We start from the raw sequence: 21567 nt of genomic DNA, 5'->3' as shown, positions 1-21567 counted from the left end.
CCTATTGCTTAATGACAGTTCCTACTCCGCCAGTCGTTACGGCCTCGGTAAGTACTCCTTCAATTTGCCCACTTACAATAACGACTTCTTGTACCTTACCTTGTATACATTGAATCGCAGCACGTACTTTTGGAATCATGCCACCATATATTTCACCACTAGTAATCATTTCTTCTATTTCTGCAACCGTTACAGAAGGCAAAGTAACTTTCTGTCCATCAACAGTTTTCATAATACCTGGCACATCAGTAACTACGATCATTCGCTCCACACCTAGATGAGAAGCAACTGCTCCAGCTGCTGTATCAGCATTAATATTGTAACGTTGACCACTTCGATCGATACCGATCGGTGCAATAACAGGAATATATCCCATCGCCATAACACCTTCGATTAGAGTGGCGTTTACTTCCGTTACATCGCCAACGAATCCGATCTCTGCACTATTGGCAACTGGCTTTGCTTGAATGAGCATGCCATCTACACCAGAAAGTCCTAATGTTCTTGCCCCATTCATTTCCATCTTACGAACTATTTCTTTGTTAATGCGCCCTGCAAGTACCATTTCTACAACATCAAGTACTTCATCACTGGTTTTGCGTAACCCTTGGACAAACTCTGTTTCAATCCCAAGCTTTTCTAGTGTTTCTGAAATTGCTGGGCCACCACCATGAACAATAACCGGTGCTACTCCAGAAGCTTGTAGTTCACGTAATTCTTCAAAAAAACTATTTGGTAGAGCCGCTAACGTACTACCACCGCATTTCATTACAAAACGTTGCTTAGTCATATCCTTTTCCTCCACATTATTAACTGCATCTTCCAATCAAGGTTCAAATGCTCGGCTTTCAGTTCCGAGAAGATTGGATGTTAGTAGAAATTGAGGAGCGCAACGTAGGGACTTACTACGTGAGCACCGGAAATTTCGCTAACGTTCAATATTCGACGCCGAATATGCTACAGCGCGATACATCGTTATCAAAATTGAGCATTTTAAACTTCCTCTTCCAATAAGGTTCCAAAAAGTGGGCTTTAAGAACCAAGAAGATTCCATGAAGCTAGTGACGCGAGGAGCGGAGTGTACGTACTTGGTACACGAGCACCACAGCTAGCGATGAATGGCATCTTCGACGTCGAGTATTCTGCGTTAGTATACTCATCGTTATCAAAGCCTGCTTTTTGAACTACATCTATGTGCGGTAAGCAGCATTAATACGTACATAATCGTACGTCAAGTCGCAACCCCATGCTACTGCTGTACCGTTTTCCATATTTAAATTAACAGAGATCACAACGGTGTCTCCTTTAAGATATTCTAAAGCAGCATCCTCGTCGAATGCTACAGGTCGTGATTGTTCTAATGTAACGATAGAACCTAGCGCAATATCTACAGTAGCAGGATCAACTGGTTGACCCGCACGACCTACAGCGGCAATAATACGTCCCCAGTTCGCATCTGCTCCAAATACAGCAGATTTCACTAAAGATGAACCAATAACTGTTTTCGCGATAGCTTGAGCTGCGAAATCATTCACTGCGCCTTCAACACGAACCTCAACTAACTTTGTAGCACCTTCACCATCACGTGCAATAGCTTTCGCTAGTACAACACAAACATGAGTAAGAGCTGATTTGAACGTTGCCCATGCAGGGTGTGCTTCAGTTAGTTCAGAATGAGCTGCAAGACCACTTGCCATTGCTACTAACATATCATTAGTCGAAGTATCACCATCAACCGTAATCATATTGAAGCTCAAATCAGTAGCTTCACGTAATAATTGATGTAAAGCTGTTGAACTAATATTAGCATCCGTCGTTACAAAACCAAGCATCGTTGCCATATTAGGATGAATCATACCAGATCCTTTTGCTGCTCCAGCAATTTTCACTAGCTTGCCATCAACCTCAAGCTCCACGCAAATCGTTTTCTTCACAAGATCCGTTGTTAGAATCGCTTGGCTGAAGTCTTCAGCACCTTTATCGCTTTTTTCTAATAAATTTGGAAGTTTATCTATACCAGAACGCACTTTATCCATCTTCAATAACTCACCAATAACTCCAGTGGAAGCAACGGCAACTTGATCTGCATCTACACCAATCTGCTCAGCAAAACGATTACGCATTTCAAATGCATCTGCTTCACCTTGATCTCCCGTACAAGCGTTGGCGTTACCACTATTCACGATCATCGCACGAAGGGTACCTTTGCTAGCGATACTTTCACGAGTTACTTTAATAGGTGCTGCTTGAAAAACATTCGTTGTATATACTGCCGCTGCTGTTGCTGGAACCTCACATACAATAGCACCTAGATCATGACGATCCGTTTTTTTCAAACCACAATGTAATCCGCCTGCTACAAAGCCTTGAGGCGATGTTACTGAGCCATCTTGAATAATAGTAAATAAAGCTTCGTTATGTTCCTCTATCATCTCGCTCTAATCCTCCTAAATATGCTATTAAACTATTGATTTATAAATGAGGTATTACTATATAAACAAAATATTAGTGCATGTTTTGAAATTTTGATTTTTGAACTTCCTCTTCTAATAAAGGTTCAAAAAGCGGGCTTTCAGAACCGAGAAGATGAGGCGCTACTTGTGAAAGGAGGAAACGCAAATGTACGTTATTGGTACATGCGTACCAGACTTCCCAAGTTCGCTTCATATTCGATGTCGACTAAGCTTCGTTAGACTAGTCATCGTTATCAAAGTCCGCTTTTTGAATTTCCCCTAAGGGTAGACTGGGACGAATTGTAAGCCTAGCTGCTCATCCCACCCCATCATTAAATTCATATTTTGAATCGCTTGACCAGCTGCACCTTTAACTAAGTTATCAATTACAGAGATAATCGTCACGCGATTCGTACGTCTATCAATAGAGAATCCAATATCACAATAGTTAGATCCCCATACTTCTTTCGTTGCTGGCCATTTCCCTTCTGGACGGATACGAATGAATGGGCGACCTTCATAATATTGTTCATATAAATCAATAAGATCTTGCTCCGTAACATCGCTTTTCAGCTTCGCATACATCGTCGACAGAATACCACGTGTCATAGGAACGAGATGAGTCGTGAACGTAACCGTAACAGGTTCTTCTGCGATTTGACTAAGGACCATCTCGACTTCTGGAATATGTTGATGCTTATTAACTTTATAAGCTTTAAAGTTTTCATTCAATTCTGCATAGTGGTTCGCTACTGAAGCACCGCGACCGGCACCAGAGACGCCAGATTTGGCATCAATAATAATAGAAGAATGATCAATTAAGTTCGCTTGAAGCGCTGGAATAAGTCCTAACAATGTAGCTGTCGGAAAACATCCTGGATTCGAGATAAAAGGTGCATCTTTCACTTGCTCACCGTAAATTTCTGAAAGTCCAAATACCGCTTTGTCAAGATGTTCTTGCTCTGCTGCAGGTTTTTGATACCATTGCTCATATACATCACGATCTTTCAAACGGAAATCTCCAGATAGATCAATTACTTTCAAACCAACTTCTAAATATTGCGGCGCAAGCTTAGATGCGACTCCGGCTGGTGTTGCCAAAAATACAATATCAGCTTTTTGCTTAATGAGTTCTGGATTCACATCATCAAGTAGTTCTTCACGAATGGCTTGCAAATGAGGATAACCTTCGGTTACTTTCGTTCCTGCACTGGACGAAGAAATAACGGATGTAATTTCAACATTGGGATGAGAATGTAGCAGACGCATTAATTCAACTCCACCATATCCTGTAGAACCAACAATTGCGATACCTAGCTTCTTACTCATACTATCGCTTCCCCTCTAGTTATTATTTATGTAGACCTTATCTATATTTTCATCCTCAAATTAAGCCAATTGTACAACTTCTTTGAGATTACCTAAATTTACCCAACACTTTATTTTACAATATATAAGTATGAAAGAGAATATGCTTATTACTGTATTATTATACATCCATATTTATAAAAATACAACGCGCATTAATGGATATATCCGCCTTGTTTTCCTTCAATTATTGGTAAGATTTAAATCCCTCACCAAGCACTTCGCCTGTATTACTTATGATAATAAATGCTGTAGGATCAAGCTTCGCTACAGTTCTTTTCAGCTTGGACACTTCATTCTGAGCAACGACCACCATAATGACATTACGTGGGTTACCTGTATATCCGCCAGTACCTTCTAATTTTGTCAAACCACGATTAAGTTCATGCAATATTGCTTGTTCTAATTGCTCCGTTTGCTCGCTTATAATAAAAGCTACCTTTGATAACTGTAGTCCATTTTGAACAAAGTCAATACTTTTACTTGTTACAAATAGTGAAATTAGCGCGTAGAGAGACAGCTCAGGTGAAATGATAATCGCAGCTGCAATTATCACTGCACCATCAAAACAAACGACCGCAAGATTATACGGAATACCAGTTAATCTATGTAACATTTGAGCAGCAAGATCTAACCCTCCGGTTGAACCTCCACCGCGATAGACGATTGCAAGACCAATCCCTACGCCAATACCACCATAAATAGATGCTAGTATCGGATTATCAGTAGGTACTGGTAAATGGGAAGTAAGAAGTACGAACAACGGAAATACAATCGAACCTAAGATAGACTTAGCTCCGAATTTCTTGCCAAGAAGCCAAATAGCCGCAATAAATAAAGGTATATTTAGCGTCCACTGCGTAATCGCCGGCGGAATATGTAGCTGCCTTTCAACAAGAATCGAAATTCCTGATACTCCTCCAGATGCTATACCATGTGGCAACAGAAACAAATTAAAACTAAGTGCCAAAATAAAAGATCCAATAATGACTTGGACGATATTCCATGTAATTTGCATAGAAGGAGACAGTGAACGTTTTGCTACATGTCTAATTTGTTGCTTCATGGTGAGTATACCAACCTTTCTTATGTAAAAAAGGAGAGTTTCTACACGATTGTGTAAAAACTCTCCACGCATATAAACTTCTTACTGATGACGAATTTGATTACGTAAGTAACCATCTATAAACATATCAATATCGCCATCCATTACTGCATTAACGTTACCTGTTTCTACAGATGTACGATGATCCTTGACCATGCTATAAGGATGGAACACGTAAGAGCGAATTTGACTTCCCCAAGCAATATCAGATTGATCGCCGCGGATCTCTGCAAGCTCCTTCATTTGCTCTTCAATTTTACGCTCATATAACTTAGAACGTAAAGTTTTCATAGCACGATCACGGTTTGCAATTTGAGAACGTTCCTGCTGACAAGCTACAATAATCCCAGAAGGAATATGCGTAATACGAATAGCTGATTCGGTCTTATTGACATGCTGACCACCTGCACCACTTGCACGGTACGTATCAACTTTCAAGTCTTCCGAACGAATATCTATTTCGATCGTATCATCAATTTCTGGAACGACATCACAAGATGCAAATGACGTATGGCGACGACCAGCAGAATCGAACGGTGAGATTCGAACTAATCGATGAACACCTTTCTCTGCTTTCAAGTAACCATAGGCATTAAATCCTTTAACTAATATACTCACGCTCTTAATACCTGCTTCATCGCCTGGAAGGTAGTCTAGCAATTCGACTTTGAAACCGCGTTTCTCAGCCCAACGAGTATACATACGATAAAGCATTAGCCCCCAATCTTGCGACTCGGTACCACCAGCTCCTGGATGTAATTCTAATATCGCATTCAATTTATCATAAGGTTGATTCAATAATAGCTGTAGTTCGTAGGCAGAAAGTTTCTCTTGAAGAGTGGCTAAACCTTGCGTTAGTTCGGCTACCATATCCTCATCTTCGTCTTCCTCAACAAGTTCCAGTATCATCATTAACTCTTGATGACTAGTTTCAAAGCTATTATAATCTTCAACAACTGATTTCACAGCGTTCAATTCAGCGATCACGCCTTGCGCGCGCATATTGTCATCCCAGAAATCGGGCATGGACATCTTTTCCTCAAAGTTAGCAATAATATCATGCTTTATCTCTAAGTCAAAGAGACCCCCTAAGCGTCTGTAATCGATTAGCTATTTCACGTAAATCTTGCTTTAAAGTAATATCTAACATAGAAATACCTTCACCTCAAACTATTGGTCTTGTCGTATGATATTAGCTCATACCATGACATTGTTTATATTTCTTACCACTACCACACGGACATATATCGTTACGGCCTACACGGTCATCACGGCGAACTGGTTTTTTAGTAGCATCTTCACCACCGCCACTTGTTGATGAGGTTTGACCTTTCACAACTTCTTGACGTTCAAGATTACTTTCCACTCGTGCTTTCATAATATACTTGGAAACTTCTTCTTGAATGCTTTCGACCATGCCGTGGAACATTTCAAACCCTTCGAATTGATACTCGCGAAGTGGATCAGTACCACCATATGCACGCAAGTGGATACCTTGGCGTAATTGATCCATCGCATCGATATGATCCATCCATTTGGAATCAACTGCACGAAGAACAACAACTTTTTCAAATTCACGCATTGTTGTTTCGCCTAATTGCTCTTCACGAACATCATACGCCGCTGCTACTTTATTGTAGATAACGTCAACAATAGCGTCTTTTTCTTTGCCCCAAATCTCTTCACGAGTTAAGACACCTTCATCAAGCAAGTTCGCTTGCACGAACTCTACAATGGATTGTAGATCCCAATCCTCAGGAATATCTTCTAAACAATGAGCATCTACAGTACGTTCAATGACTGGTTTGATCATATTCATAACTTCTTCACGAATATTTTCAGACTCTAAAATATCACGGCGTTGCTTGTAGATAACTTCACGTTGTTGATTCATCACGTCATCATATTGCAAGACGACTTTACGTGTATCAAAGTTATTACCCTCGACACGTTTCTGTGCAGATTCAACAGCTCTTGTAATCATACGACTCTCGATAGGTTGATCCTCATCCAGACCAAGACGATCCATCATTGTCATAATATTTTCAGCGCCGAAGCGACGCATTAATTCATCTTCAAGCGATAAATAGAATTGAGAAGAACCAGGGTCACCTTGGCGACCAGCACGACCACGTAGCTGATTATCAATACGACGGCTTTCATGACGTTCTGTACCAATAATGTGTAGTCCACCGTTATCAGCAACATTGTCACCAAGCAAAATATCAGTACCACGACCGGCCATATTCGTTGCAATCGTAACAGAACCTGGTTGTCCAGCACGAGTAATGATTTCTGCTTCCTCTGCATGGAACTTCGCATTCAATACTTTATGTTGCACACCGCGGCGTTTCAACATTTCTGCAAGTACTTCGGAGTTTTCAATTGAAATTGTACCTACTAGTACAGGCTGATTCGTTTTATGACGTTCAACGATTTCATCTACAACTGCTTTGAACTTACCTTTAATTGTTTTGTAAACAACATCGGGAAGATCTTTACGAATCATAGAACGGTTAGTAGGAACTTGAATAACGTCTAGACCATAAATTTTACGGAACTCTTCTTCCTCTGTTTTCGCTGTACCAGTCATACCACCTAGTTTACGATACATACGGAAGTAGTTTTGGAAAGTAATCGTAGCAAGTGTCATACTTTCGTTTTGCACTTTCAAATTTTCTTTCGCTTCAATCGCTTGATGCAATCCATCGCTATAACGACGACCAGCCATTAGACGACCCGTGAATTCATCAACGATAATAACTTCATCATTCTCAACAACGTAATCAACATCACGTTTCATAATATTGTTAGCTTTCAAAGCTTGTTGGATATGATGGTTGATCGTAACGTTCGCGTGATCGAATAAGTTATCGATACCGAAAGCACGTTCACCTTTCGTAACACCAGCTTCAGTAAGCATGACATTTCTTAATTTAATATCAATTGTAAAGTCTTCTTCAGGTACCATACGAGACACAAGTCGTTGTGCCGCATCGTATAATTCTGTAGACTTAGCAGCTTGTCCGGAAATAATAAGCGGCGTACGCGCTTCATCGACTAGAATGGAGTCAACCTCATCTATGATTGCAAAGAACAATGGACGTTGTACCATCTGCTCTTTGTATAAAACCATGTTATCGCGCAAGTAATCGAAACCGAACTCATTGTTCGTTCCGTAAGTAATATCACATGCATAAGCTTCTTGTTTCTGAGCATGCGTCAAACCATGCAAATTACAACCAACTGTTAAGCCAAGGAAATTATATAGTTGTCCCATTAAAATACTATCACGTTCTGCCAAGTAACCATTGACCGTAATAACGTGTACACCTTTACCAGCAAGAGCATTTAGATAAACGGGTAGGGTCGCAACTAACGTTTTACCTTCACCTGTTTTCATCTCTGCTATTTTACCTTCATGAAGCACCATACCACCTATTAATTGAACGTCAAAATGACGCATATTCAATACGCGCTTGGATGCTTCACGTACAGTTGCAAATGCTTCAGGTAATAGATCTGTTAGTTCTTCACCTTTGGCAACTCTTTCTTGGAATTCGCCGGTCTTCGCTTGTAGTTGTTCATCGGATAACGCCAAGTACTGTGGTTCCATTTTGTTTATTTGCTCAACGATCTTCGTAAATCGTTTTACTTCTTTTTCATTAAAATCACCAAATATTTTTTTCACCAATCCAAGCATGGCTTTCCCCTTCCGATAGTACGTCTTTATGTTAAAGATTGTAACAGTTTGTAGTTATAATCGCAATCTATCCCCTTTTTGTTATAACCATTTTAAGGAAAAATAACGCATTTACTAGTTACTATGACACAGTGATCGGTATGATTAATAATTTTTAACGAAATCGGTAACATACTATGACCACATGATGGGTTGAACGTTAAAAAATCTCCATCTACCAACTATTGTAGGTAGATGGAGATTAAGGTCCTACAATTGTCCAATATCATTTGACGTTATTATATTCTATTTTGTCTCTATTATATCGTTTCATCTAATGTTCTGTATCATTCCAATACTTTCTATTCCGATAGATATGATTTTCACCATAATGAAATATAAATCCCTTGTTTCTATCTATACTAGTTGTAACGATAATTTATTATTAGTCCTACTGAGCATCTATTGTAACCAAAAAGGTATCTCTGAAATGCTACCGTAGTAGCAAACTCAGAGATACCTGATAATTTCATTATTTATCCTTGTTCTATTAATCCGTATTTTCCATCGTTACGTTTATAGACGACGTTAACTGATTTGCTATCAGAATTAGAGAATACGAAGAATTCGTGACCTAACATATTCATTTGAAGTATCGCTTCTTCTATGTCCATTGGCTTAAATGTAAAGCTCTTCGTACGGACAAGCTCGAAATCTTCCTCCTCATCCTCCAGTACAGATACTGAAGTAGAATTTTCACGGAATAGTGCTTTCGATCCGCTAGCTTGGCGGAATTTACGATTCAATTTAGTTTTGTGTTTACGGATTTGACGCTCTAACTTATCAACTACTAGATCAATGGATGAGTACATATCCTCACTTTTTTCTTCTGCTCGAAGGATTAGTCCAGATGTTGGTATCGTAACCTCCACCGTATGTTGTCCTTTTGTAACTGTAAGTGTAACGTTTACTTCGGAGGTGATCGAAGGATCGAAATATTTCTCCAACCTGCTGAGTTTCTTCTCAGTGTAGTCCCTTAGTGCATCGGTAACTTGAACGCGTTGTCCTCGGATATTGTAGTTCATGTGGCACTCCTCCTTTACATGTTCTTATTATATCATATGCAAAGAACATATACAAAATAGATTTTAGTTAATTTAGAATTTTCTGATAATTTGTGACGATTTTATTTCCAACATTATTACGTTCTAAACCATTGCCCTTAATCGTAGCTAAGATCCGCCACTTACGCTATCGATATTGATAACTGTTGCGCTTGTGGCAAATCATTAACTATATGCAAAGCTAAACACATGCAAATCAGGGAAGTATTGAATGGTTTAATCAGACTATACCCACTTCACCTTAAAAGAACATGAAAATGAGAAGATTGTTATAATTGAACTACCTCTATTAGTTGTTATCTTTATGAAGACCTGTCAACCAATCCGTTAATTGCTCGGTTTGACTCAAAATTGCTATTGGATCATAATACCAAGAAACTTCCTCTTTCCATACGAACACTCGATTATTTTGAACGGCAGGAAGACTTGACCAAATTGGGTCAGCTTTATAATCTTCTAGCGTCCTATCGTTAGAGGTCAAAATGATATAATCGCCCGCATACTGTGGTAACGTTTCTTCAGAAATTTCAGCCCATTGTTTCTCCATAATATGATCTGCAATTGCAGCAGGTGGCTTGCGACCTAAAGCCTGATACACAGCTTGTCCGCCACGTCCAAAATTATCTCCATATGCATATGTTGATCCAGCGGTGTTTTCAATTATGCTGAACGAGGCATCTGCAGGAATAGCCTCATCGACTTTTTGCTTAGCTTCAGCAATAATTTGATCATAATTAGCTAACCAATCTTTCGCTTCTTGTTCCATACCAAGTAGCTCTCCAAAATAAGTAAGCTCTTCATGTGCGTTTTTCAAATCACCATACGGTATTGTGATGGTTGGAGCGATTTTACTTAATACTTCATAATTTTCCGCTATTCCTGAAATAATAAGATCAGGCTGTAGCTCAAAAATCTGTTCAGATGACATTTGGCCATAAGCTCCTGTATCTACTACCCCTGTTAAAGCTTCCTTAAAATACATATTATCAAGCGTCAATCCTGGTGCACCTACTGGAATTACGTCAAGAGCGATTAAGCTTCCCAAATATTCTTCTGCGACAATTCTCTTAGGATGTGAAGGAACTTTTATTTCACCATTAACAGTCGTAATAATTTTGAAATCCTGTTCTTCATCATTGGTTGTCTCATCTGTTACAACCTCAGATGTATTTTGTTGATTAGAATTTCCTTCTGTAGATTGATCACCATTCTTACTCCCGCAAGCTACCACAGTTAACGCCAACATTGTAACGATTAGTAACATGCCAAGCCTTCTATACCACTTTATATTGCTACTCAAGATTGTATTCCTCCTATAATATATAATGATTATCATTCTCAATCATTTTACAGAGGAATCCCCAATATGACCATGTCAAAAAGTGATATGCACTATATACTTTTATGATGTCAAAACCTCACTTAATTTTTCAATCTGTGCGAGTGATGAAAGAGGATCAAAACCGTAAAACATAGACGACTCCTTTAAGAAATGAACTTGCTTGTTACGAACCGCATCAAGTTTTAGCCAATTATCAGAAGCTGTTAATCTTTTGAATTTTAGTTTTTCTTCCAAACTATAAGGCAAATTAAGAAAAATAATAACATCTGCTGGATATAATACTATATCTTCTATATTCTTCTCCAAGTAGCCTCGCTCGTTAATTTTTTCTTTCATTAAAAGATCAGGTCTATGGTAGTTCAATTCTCCATATAAAATATGACATCCACGACCATAGCTAGAATCATAGCAATACACTTTCTGATCTCCAAATTCCCATACGATAGCAGAGCCCCGAGTCGTGTTTCTTCTATTTAAATCGTTATTTAGATCCAAGCAGAGATCATCATATTTCTGCAGCCAAACATCTGCTTGGTTTCTCCTATTTACCACCTCACTTATTAAATGAAATTGGTCTCTCCAGCACATTTGGCGAAATGGAATAGCAATAACAGGAGCAATTGGCAGCATAGCTGCATTCTCTTGTTCTATACAGTAATTGATAATAACATCAGGTCTTACTGCTGTAATCGCCTCACATGCAGTGTCAAAACTCATATGCTCGATGGATAAATGCTTGGACTGTGGAATATGTTCACGACTCGCTAACCAGTGTGAATAAGGAGCAAGCTCAGGCATAATTCCCAGTGCTCTTAAGCATGCTGTGTAGTTATAATTTAATGAAACTACCCTCTTTTCCTTACGAATATATACTGAAGGAGAAGTCCCTACTACCTGCTTAAATTTTCTACTAAGATAGGTGCCTTCCTCATAACCCACTTCCAATGCCAGTTGAGACAAATTAAACTGCTGAGTCAACAATAGCTGCTGCGCTTTTCTTATACGAAGTAAATTTAAATGAGAATTAAACGTCTGACCAATTTCTTTGTGAAATACTCTAGAGAAATGTTCTGGGCTCACACCAGCAAGTTCGGCCATATCACTTCTAGTAATCGTTGAATTATACCTTTTCCCTATATAAAGAAGTATCTTTTGCAACCAATCCTCACTCTTATCATTTATATTAAGCTGCGAATTACGATATAGCTCAGCAAGTAGATCTGAAAAAACTTGCTGGATAGAGAAGGCAGTTTCGTAGTTTTGAATATTCCATTGCTCTAATAGTTGATCCGCTAATTGAACTAATCTAGTTGACGCGTGTTCTATCATTAATCCTTGTTGGAAAGGAGACTCTTTCTTATTACTTACCCCAGCTGTAACATATTCTATTACTACACCTTGAAGCTGCGATTTCTCAACAAGGGTTATGGATGCAGCGTTATTAAAATGAGCCACATTGCCAGCTTGAACAATTAGCTGATCACTTGATGTGGATACGATACATTTACCTGTTGTTACAATTAAAATCAAACTGCTTTCGATTGAATAATCATTAGATTTGCTTGCTATCCATTTGGATAACTCTATTACAGTTCGAGGATAATAAAAAAAAAACGGAGTATGATTTTCATTAGTTAATTCATTAGTAATGTTTTTCACCTGCTTTTGTGTGATAATCATTCTCAATTATACACAAACTTAACACAAAAAAATATAGAGTAGTGCCAACTATCTATTGAATTATGATGAGACAGAAAAAGGACTCCCATCGGGAGTCCTTTTTGGCACTTATATCACTATAAGAAAGGGCTATACAGCCTTATAATTACAGTTTGTTTACGTTTGCAGCTTGTGGTCCACGAGCGCCTTCAACGATATCGAATTCAACTTCTTGACCTTCTTCAAGAGTTTTGAAACCCTCTGTTTGAATAGCTGAGAAATGTACGAATACATCGCCACCTTGTTCTGTTTCGATGAAACCATAACCTTTTTCTGCGTTAAACCATTTAACTTTTCCTTGCATGTGCAAACATTCCCTTCATATTCAAATGCTTTGTGGTTACCTTGTTTGGACCACAATTTGAATATACAATACGATGGTTCAAATTGTCAATCTATTTTTGTAAGCGAATACATTTTGATAGGATAGATGATTATCCTATAGTATGAATGGAACTATAGTTGCACCTTTAAAAAATCATCTATATAGATTAGGCTATTTTTCACACGACTAGTTTTTGCTAAACTACTTTTAATTCTTTCCCAGTCAGCTGCTTGGATTCCATAATCCTTTGATTGAATTGAAATACCTAAACCTTCAAACCAAATTTTCAATACTTCAACAGCATTTTTTCCCATATGAGCAACAAAGAAATTATGAAGCTCCTCATTATGTTTAATGGCTGTTTCTAATAGGGCACAAAGTGTAAAGCTAGTCGCAAACCCATGTTCGACACCGTTATTCAATGTCATATCGTAGGACATCGCATGAGCGAGAGAGGTTTGTGTGTTTGAAAATGCCAATCCAGCATACATGCTACCTAACATCAGATCATATCTGCTATTCTCTTTCTGAGGTTCTTTCATTACTTGTGGCAAAGCCTGCATAATACGATGGATAGCGTTAAATGCATACGATACCGTAACCTCATTATAATTAATGTTCCAGATGGACTCAAAGGCATGGGATAGTGCATCTAATGAAGATACTAATGTTGTATGAATAGGTAAACTCGTCGTTAATGCTGCACAATATATGGCGTGTGTGCACCAAGAGTTTCTTAGATGTAATGAATATTTTATCTTTTGATCAGTATCCCACACCGTAGCCCAAGGAGTTAATTCGCTACTGGAGCCTGATGTAGTTGGAATAGCAATAATTGGCATAAACGGTAGGGTTAGTTCTAAAGATTGTGGATGCTTAATAACATCAGCAATATCATGCGCTATCTGGACGGCGCACACTTTAGCTGCATCTATTACGCTACCTCCTCCTACAGCAACAATCACATCAAATTGCTTTCCTTCTAGCTGCTGATGTAGGTTGCACACTTCAGTTAGGCTTGGATTAGCTGAGACATTACTAATGATTGCAGCAACTTGTGTATTATCAATTTTCAATGTATCCAATATACCTCTACTCATCCAACCACTACTGGTCATAAACAGTATGCGCTTACCTATAAGCAAAGAAGCCAGCAATTCAGCTGGCTTTTGTGTGATATGAAGCTGTACAGGGTTATAATAATTAAATGTCTTCATGTAAAAACATCACCTTTGCTCTTTCATAATCACTTGCAAAATCAATCTCAATCCAGGGTCCAATTGTAGGGTAGCATAACACAGTATAGGCTTCCTTAGCTAAATTAGTAAGTGCCAATGTATCATAATCCTGTTCATGTCCAACTGATACTAAATTCTGCATCTCACTAAATAGAGCTTCAGAATTTGAAAATGCTGCAACGCCTATCCATTCTCCAGCACTCTCTTGAATTGAAATCAACTTGTTCGATTCAATTAATAATTGTTCGTTAGTAACACGAACCTTCATGCTCTCCTCGTCGACTTCTCCATAACCAACAAGCATACTTGCATCGTATAGTGAATCCTCTTGTTGGTTAACAAATGCTCTTAGATCTTGTTCGGAGTAAACAATATCACCATGCAGATACAGAAATGACTCTTCTTTTATAAAATCCTTTGCTAGAGTCAATGAATACATATTATTTGTTTGTTCATACCGGCTATTCTCAATATAAGTTACCGAATCTCCAAAAATTTCTATTATCTGCTCCTTCAAATAACCCACAACTATCGCTATTTCAGAAATGCCAAGATTACGTATCATTTGAACAGAACGTTCTAAAATTGTAGTGTTTTGAAAAGGAAGCAAACCCTTTGGTCTATCCTTAGTTAATGGATACAAACGACTAGATAGACCAGCAGCTACGATTACAGCTTTTTTGATCATGTTGTAATAGTCCCCAATCGTCTCATCAATCTTTCCTTCACTTCATACGGTTTTGTTTTTGGTCGGCCTAGTTGATCAGGTACACCCAATTTAGTTTGAATATAATAAAAGCTTAACTGACCCTGATTAAACCATCTTGTAAGCTCATCCCTTAGCTGCTGCTCTTGTTCAATATATGTAGTATAACGATAGCCTGAGTGATGGGCAACCTGAGCGAAATCGACAACACTAGCTACTGTAAATTGTCTACCTGTTGATTCATGAGCATGATTATCTAATAGAATATGCAGCAAATTAGACGGTCCATAGTAAGCATTAGTCGTCAAAGATCCCATACGCATCATTAATGCACCATCACCATCAATGCATATTACCCTTTGATCAGGGCGAGCTAATGCTAATCCTAAGCTAAATGAGCTTGCACACCCCATCGAACCCACCATATAAAACTGATTATCCAGATCATCTATAGCATATAATTCTCGACCAGTAAATCCAGTCGTTGCAACTAATATACTATTTTCTATGGCTTCTTGCTGAATAATCTGTAAGGCTTCAGTGCGAGTTGGAATATATTGATTTAACTTATGTCCAAGAATAGTCTTCGATAAAATCTCATCTGATCTATCTACTTTCTGCTCACGAAGAGCTACCTTATCAAAAGTGTCTTTTCTTACAACAAAGAAGAAAGATTGATTATTCTCTATATGTTGATTTGCGAGTTGAACTTGCTTTATAGCCTCATGATAATTAAGCGATAAGTATTCCCATTTAATTTTCATAGTATCAAGCAATTCAGTCGTTACTTGCCCCATCAATTCATGCTGCGGTTCATCAGGTATCCCTACTTCACCGCGAAGACTTACAAAGCCAAGCACCGGAATTTGAAACGTATAGGATAATGAAGTTAATGGAGAAATAGCATTGGTTAGTCCTGAGTTTTGACATAGAAATACTGACTTTTTCCCCCCTACTGCAGCACCTGCACAAATCGCTACCGCATCTCCTTCATTAGCTGCCATGACATAATCACATTCATTAATAGAATAGTTGATTAGATCCTTTAAATACGAGCAGGGTACTCCACTATAAAAATTAAAATTTAGTTCACTAAGTGCTTTACCGAATTCATACGTATTAATTGTCAAATAAGTCGCCTGCTTTCTGATAAGATACAAGATCGTCTACATCAAGCCAAGCTCCGTTAATATATAACACAGATACTTTTGTCTGTTTGACTAACTCATTAATAAGTTCTGACATACGCATTGTTTTTATAGCATCTGTTTGAGATAAGCGTGACAATGTTGTTTTTAATACTTTCGCACCTACCTCATTAACCTTCCATAGACCAATAAATTCACCATGTATACTCTGAAGTGCAGCTTTATTATCCATCTCAATCAATTCAGCTCTATTATCTAACCACTTCTTCATATATGGTTTAGTTGCTGTCACATAGTCACGATATCCCTCTGTCTCTTCTAACTCTGCAGAAGCATCTACTACTATCGTGATATCACCGTCATCATTCAGCAACTCATGTAAAATATATGATTTATATAAAATGTCACCATAGCTAATCACAGTGTGTTCCTTAATATGATTAACAGCTTTGAATAAGGAATAAACCTCATATGTGTTTGCATACTCATCATTTATTATTTTAGTAATGTTTACTTCTTGAATATGCTCCTGCTTGTATCCACAAACAACTTGAACATCTTTAATTCCTTCTTGATTAAAGTATTCAATTTGAGTATTTAGCAACGGTTTTCCATTTACTTTTAGAAGAGATTTTGGGAGTTCCTCTGTAAGTTCATCAATGTTTTCACCACGTGATGCAGCAAGTAAGATGCTGTTCATGTTTTTAGCTGTACCTGGTAAATAAAGCTTTTCGGCTTCTTTTAACTCATCTGCACCTTGAAGTGCAAAAATATCTGATACTGTAGCAACTCTACCTTCTATATTTACTAGACTTTCATTTTCAAAAATCGTTTTTGTTGTTTGTTGCATGGCAGTGATTGCGCTACGCACATTATGATTAGCCCAAATGACGCTACTAATGCCAATATCACGGAAATGATCAGTAGGTGTAGAATAATATTTTGTTGGAACAATAATAACCGGATGACGATTGTCCCACTCTTGCATAAATGCGTCTATATCTGAGCAGTTAGCTTTTTTACTATGAACAAGAATTGCATCAGCACCAGCAAGACGATAAGCATCTGCTCGCTTTAATGCTTCTTCTAATCCCCATCCTGCAATGAAAGCTTCAATACGTGCAACGACTACAAAATCTTCATTTAGTTGAGCATCTTTAGCAGCTTTTATCTTTCCACAGAATTCTTCAATATCTGCTAATGGTTGTGATTCACCATTAATAAAGGAATTTGTTTTGGGGAACAGCTTATCTTCAATACATACCCCACCAATATTACGTTGCTCTAGCTTAGTAACAAGTCTACGCATATTATTAAAGTTACCATACCCAGTATCGCCATCTAATAGAATAGGAATTGTTGTTGCATCACTCATAAATTCCAGTACATCAAGTACTTGAGTCCAGGAAGCTTCATTATTATCACGGACACCTAGTGAAGCAGAAATAGATAATCCACTTCCCCAGATTGCTTTAAATCCAGACTCTTCTACTATTTTTGCAGAAAGCCCATTGTGTGCCTCCATAATAAACTCTAACTGTGGTGATTGAATCATTTGTTTCAATTGCGCAGACTTATTAATAGCTTTCAAGGTAATTCCTCCAGTAAGTAGTTTATTTCGAAGCATCAAATTTAAAATTGAAATATTTATACTGATGAATATTTAATCTAAACAATTTAACTTGTTCAACATATTGTTTCTGATCAATGACATTCCTTTCTTCATCAGGAAGAGCATATAATTTTTCATATCCTAATTCATTCACTATATATTTTAATTGTCTAGTTCGTAAACAAATAAATGCGGGTATATCATCTTTAACAAACGGCGTCATGGGACTATCAATATAATTTTTAGTTATTAATCTATCTCTATGGATTTGAACCATTTCGTGATTAGAAATATAGACGTTTTCCTCAACAAAATGAGAGATTAGTATATCATTCAAGTCAAACAAACTTATCAAGTTATTATTCTCATTAGGCTGTTTTCCAAATTGATAGACCAGCACAGGAACATGAACTATTTCATCATCACATGTTAATGTGTGCCCCGGCGGTTTTGAAGGATAAATATGACTGCCATGGTCGCTTAAAATTACAATATTAGTTTTTTCACTCAAACTCTCTAAATAAAAGGCTAATTGTCGATCAGTATATAATGCTGCATCATTATACTGCCTTGCCATATTTTCAAGATCCAAGTTGTAACCAGATGTATAATAGTTAACATTGCTATTATTCATTTCAAAAAAACCACTCATATTTATTGACATAAACGGAATATGTGTCTCTGATGTATGAATAAAATAAAATTCCTGATTATGATCTTCTTCATACATCTGAACTAGCATTCCCCATAAAGAAGTTGCTATTGGTAAGAATCCTTGAGAAAAATCCTCTTGTCCCGGCTGAGGTAGCTGTTTCACATTCAGTGGATGCTTCTCACTATATAATTCCGTCACTCTAAAATTATGGATAACATGATAATCCTGATCTAGGATGGTATCAAAAAATTCGCCTTGATCCAAATTTAATTTATCAAGATTGTCATATTGGTGATTTAAGCTGGTGTCTTGAGTAAACATAGAGACCATACATGCCTTTGTATGTGTAGAAGCACCAAATGCGTTGTTATAATACGTACTCTTTTTCCTAAGATTTGTAATTGCATCTAACTGATTGTTTGCTACAATATCTTGTCTCAAACCATCGAGCATAAACATGACCGTTCTATTAGCAGAAGAGGAGCTTACTTTTTTCTTAATATCGAAAAACAGCTGATTGATCTCTTCCTTAAACTGATGGAAGTTATCTGTTGTATCCGATATTTGTGCAAGCTTTTCTGCATATTGAAGGGCACTAACAAAGTCCTTAGCGTACAAATACATCGCAACTAATTCTCTAGCATACTCCTGAGACAAGCTAATATTAATATTTCCTAATGTGGCTTCAAATTCATTTTTCAACCCATTAATAAGCTCTATAAAATTCATTCTAAAAAGCGGATTCATCAAAATATTGAGCGAAGTAACTGGATTTATATTAATTAGAGAAATATGATCATATGGATTCATTATTGTAAATCTTTTGCCATATACGTTAGTAATATATTCCTCAATTTCATTATTTTTTTCCAAAGTTGATGGAAAAATTGTTGTAATATTTTCTTCAAATAACGAAGATTCTGCTCTAACAGGGATACCGAACAGTTCAGTACCATGCTTTTCTGGATTTGAATCAATAATAAATATCACATGTTCTGGGATATTTTCAAAGTAGGATAGTAACTTTTTTGTGTGAGCACCCCCTCCCCATATGGCTACTCTTTCATGTTTCAAATTTTGCTCTAAGAATGTCATAATTTTTCGAATGACAATATTTTTACCATTGGGATTATACGTAAATCCATACTTTATGCTTATACTCTCTAATCTCTCATTCAATTTTTTTGATAGTAACATAATTTCTCCTAATCATCATTGATTTTAATAAAAATAATTTGCAGTGATATTTCTAATAGGAGACCTTAAAGTTTTGATATCTTTTAATACTTTGTCTTAAGTAGTTTAATTGCTCCATGTATTGATTATCTTCTACTACATTTGTCTTCTCGTCAGGTAAGGCATATAATTTTTCAACACCAAGTTCGTTAACAATATATTTCAGTTGGTTGGTACGCAAACAAATACTAGCAGGAATATAGTCTTTAATAAAAGGAGTTAATGCACTATTTGTAAATGTACCATCTACTAATCGATCTCTCTGTATCTCCACATGTGTATGCTCAGCATGATAAACTTTATTGTTTTTTAAGTGAGATAACAAAATATCATTCAATTCGTGCATAGATAATAAATCATCATTTTTTTCTGGAGAAGTCTGATCTGAGCAAATGACAAGTGGTACATGGATAACATCTTCGTCATAAGTCAACGTATGTCCAGGCGTACGTCCTGCTTTTATATTCCCTCCATGATCACTGCAGAAAATCATCGTATGGTTTCCTAGAAAATCAAATAAGTTGGTTAGCTGTCTATTAATATAGGCGACTGAATCAGTATATTGATCTTTAATCTTTTCCGGATTTTTTTTGACTTTAGGATCATCATATTTCATAAAGAAAAATGCAGGATTAATTTCTCCATTCATATGCGTTGACATATATGGAGCATGCGCCTCGTGCAAATGAACAAAATAAAACTCTTTATCAGATCTCTCATCACACAAGTAAAGAAGTAACTTCCAAATATAATAAGGAGTAGCCAAGTAGTGCTCTTGATATGATCTATATTCTTCCTCGGGGTGTACAAAGTATTTTAACTGTTTGTTTTTAGATTGGGTAACTAAGGGTTCAACTGTGAAATTATGAACAAACGTGTAACCCTCATCCCACAAATAATTAATAAATCTCGAACGATCTAAATCAAACTCATTGATCTCTAAAATGCTTGTATCTAAAATATAATCCTCCTGAAACATGGAAATGACACATGCCTTAGTATATGTGGAGGATGCAAATAGATTGGAATATACAGCACTTTTATCACGTAGTTGCTTTACTGCTGTAAAATCATCTGATACCATATCCTCATATCTCATACCATCAATCATAAACATAAACTTTCTTTGGATTGTAGAGGATTTAATGATTTGCTTAATTTCAACAAGCATATCTTGAATCTTATTTTTAAATTCCTTTATTGACTTATGAAAAGGTGACAGTTGTATCATCTCGTCTAAGTAGCGGAATGCATGTTCAAAGTCTCTGTAAACTAAATACCAAGCTACTAGGTCTCTTAATAGATTAACCTTCTGTTCATTATCTAAATGATCTTTGTTATGAAGATAATCATTTTTGAGAGCATTAATACCTATAAAACCCTTTTCTTGTTTATATATATTAGGCTCTTCAACAATATTAATAAATCTCAGTATTTCTATAGGATCAATAATCTTAAATCGATTTGGAAATTCATTTTCTATTTGTTCCTTGATGACACCATTACTTATTTCAGTAGAAAGTACAATGGTAGTAATCTGATCTTTTAATAGCGAAGCTATATTCTTTACCGGAAGAGTAATAAAATACGTATCCGTTTTATCAGGATCATTATCAATTACACTTATAATACATTCCGGTATTTTCCTAATATTACTAAAAAGACTAAATGTGAAACCACCTGCTCCCCAAATAGCCACGCGTTCATGCTTTAATTCATTAAGCAGCAATTGCTGCATTTTAAAACGAAAATAATAATTTAAGGTCTTATCAAATTTAAAATCATATTGTTCTATTAACTTTTGAAGCCGTGTTTCATATTTCTCACTCATCATCATATTTTAATTCTCCTTTG

The 21567-nt window shown here is 36.9% G+C and carries 16 protein-coding genes; all 16 read right to left on the bottom strand.

The genetic code is table 11. The features are described from left to right. Position 1: 1 nt before the first annotated feature. Positions 2-790 carry an acetylglutamate kinase gene (gene argB / locus NV377_RS24735; RefSeq protein ID WP_258203501.1) on the bottom strand — a complete coding sequence of 263 codons (789 nt, stop codon included), beginning with the start codon at positions 788-790 and terminating at the stop codon, positions 2-4. Positions 791-1190: 400 nt separating this feature from the next. After that, entirely contained in the window at positions 1191-2432 is a 1242-nt protein-coding gene (argJ, locus tag NV377_RS24730) for a bifunctional ornithine acetyltransferase/N-acetylglutamate synthase (RefSeq protein WP_258203500.1), read from the bottom strand. Positions 2433-2732: 300 nt separating this feature from the next. Continuing rightward, a complete protein-coding gene (gene argC / locus NV377_RS24725) occupies positions 2733-3782 on the bottom strand; it encodes an N-acetyl-gamma-glutamyl-phosphate reductase (RefSeq protein WP_258203499.1) in 1050 nt (349 codons plus the stop codon). Between the two features lie 226 nt (positions 3783-4008). After that, positions 4009-4887: a YitT family protein gene (locus NV377_RS24720; RefSeq protein WP_373425852.1), complete on the bottom strand. Its 879-nt coding sequence runs from the start codon at positions 4885-4887 to the stop codon at positions 4009-4011. Positions 4888-4968: 81 nt separating this feature from the next. Beyond that, a protein-coding gene (prfB, locus tag NV377_RS24715; protein WP_258203498.1) for a peptide chain release factor 2 occupies positions 4969-6076 on the bottom strand; the annotation gives its coding sequence in 2 pieces (ribosomal slippage) (positions 4969-6003 and positions 6005-6076; 1107 coding nt in all). Positions 6077-6118: 42 nt separating this feature from the next. After that, entirely contained in the window at positions 6119-8629 is a 2511-nt protein-coding gene (gene secA / locus NV377_RS24710; protein WP_258203497.1) for a preprotein translocase subunit SecA, read from the bottom strand. Positions 8630-9144: 515 nt separating this feature from the next. Beyond that, the gene (hpf, locus tag NV377_RS24705) at positions 9145-9693 is read right to left on the bottom strand and encodes a ribosome hibernation-promoting factor, HPF/YfiA family (RefSeq protein WP_258203496.1); all 549 of its coding nucleotides are present in this window, start codon (positions 9691-9693) and stop codon (positions 9145-9147) included. A gap of 328 nt (positions 9694-10021) precedes the next feature. Further along, positions 10022-11032, bottom strand: coding sequence for an ABC transporter substrate-binding protein (locus NV377_RS24700; RefSeq protein WP_258203495.1), 1011 nt, complete (start codon positions 11030-11032; stop codon positions 10022-10024). A 102-nt stretch (positions 11033-11134) separates the two neighbouring features. Further along, complete coding sequence (locus NV377_RS24695) at positions 11135-12754, bottom strand: helix-turn-helix domain-containing protein (protein ID WP_258203494.1); 1620 nt, start codon at positions 12752-12754, stop codon at positions 11135-11137. A gap of 145 nt (positions 12755-12899) precedes the next feature. Beyond that, positions 12900-13097 carry a cold shock domain-containing protein gene (locus NV377_RS24690; RefSeq protein ID WP_258203493.1) on the bottom strand — a complete coding sequence of 66 codons (198 nt, stop codon included), beginning with the start codon at positions 13095-13097 and terminating at the stop codon, positions 12900-12902. A 152-nt stretch (positions 13098-13249) separates the two neighbouring features. Beyond that, positions 13250-14335 (bottom strand): phosphonoacetaldehyde reductase, encoded by a 1086-nt coding sequence (locus NV377_RS24685; RefSeq protein ID WP_258203492.1) that lies wholly within the window; start codon positions 14333-14335, stop codon positions 13250-13252. Next, positions 14322-15044, bottom strand: a complete 723-nt coding sequence (locus NV377_RS24680) for a phosphocholine cytidylyltransferase family protein (RefSeq protein ID WP_258203491.1) — start codon at positions 15042-15044, stop codon at positions 14322-14324. The genes NV377_RS24685 and NV377_RS24680 overlap by 14 nt, the downstream gene beginning before the upstream one ends. Then, positions 15041-16186, bottom strand: a complete 1146-nt coding sequence (aepY, locus tag NV377_RS24675; protein WP_258203531.1) for a phosphonopyruvate decarboxylase — start codon at positions 16184-16186, stop codon at positions 15041-15043. The genes NV377_RS24680 and aepY overlap by 4 nt, the downstream gene beginning before the upstream one ends. Next, complete coding sequence (gene aepX, locus NV377_RS24670) at positions 16182-17801, bottom strand: phosphoenolpyruvate mutase (protein ID WP_258203490.1); 1620 nt, start codon at positions 17799-17801, stop codon at positions 16182-16184. The genes aepY and aepX overlap by 5 nt, the downstream gene beginning before the upstream one ends. Positions 17802-17823: 22 nt before the next feature. Further along, positions 17824-19674, bottom strand: a complete 1851-nt coding sequence (locus NV377_RS24665; protein ID WP_258203489.1) for a sulfatase-like hydrolase/transferase — start codon at positions 19672-19674, stop codon at positions 17824-17826. Positions 19675-19726: 52 nt separating this feature from the next. After that, positions 19727-21550, bottom strand: a complete 1824-nt coding sequence (locus NV377_RS24660; protein ID WP_258203488.1) for a sulfatase-like hydrolase/transferase — start codon at positions 21548-21550, stop codon at positions 19727-19729. Positions 21551-21567 lie beyond the last annotated feature (17 nt).

The organism is Paenibacillus endoradicis, assembly GCF_024721975.1.
The sequence above is the reverse complement of the archived record's forward strand: the minus strand, read 5'-3'. Positions and strand labels throughout refer to the sequence as shown.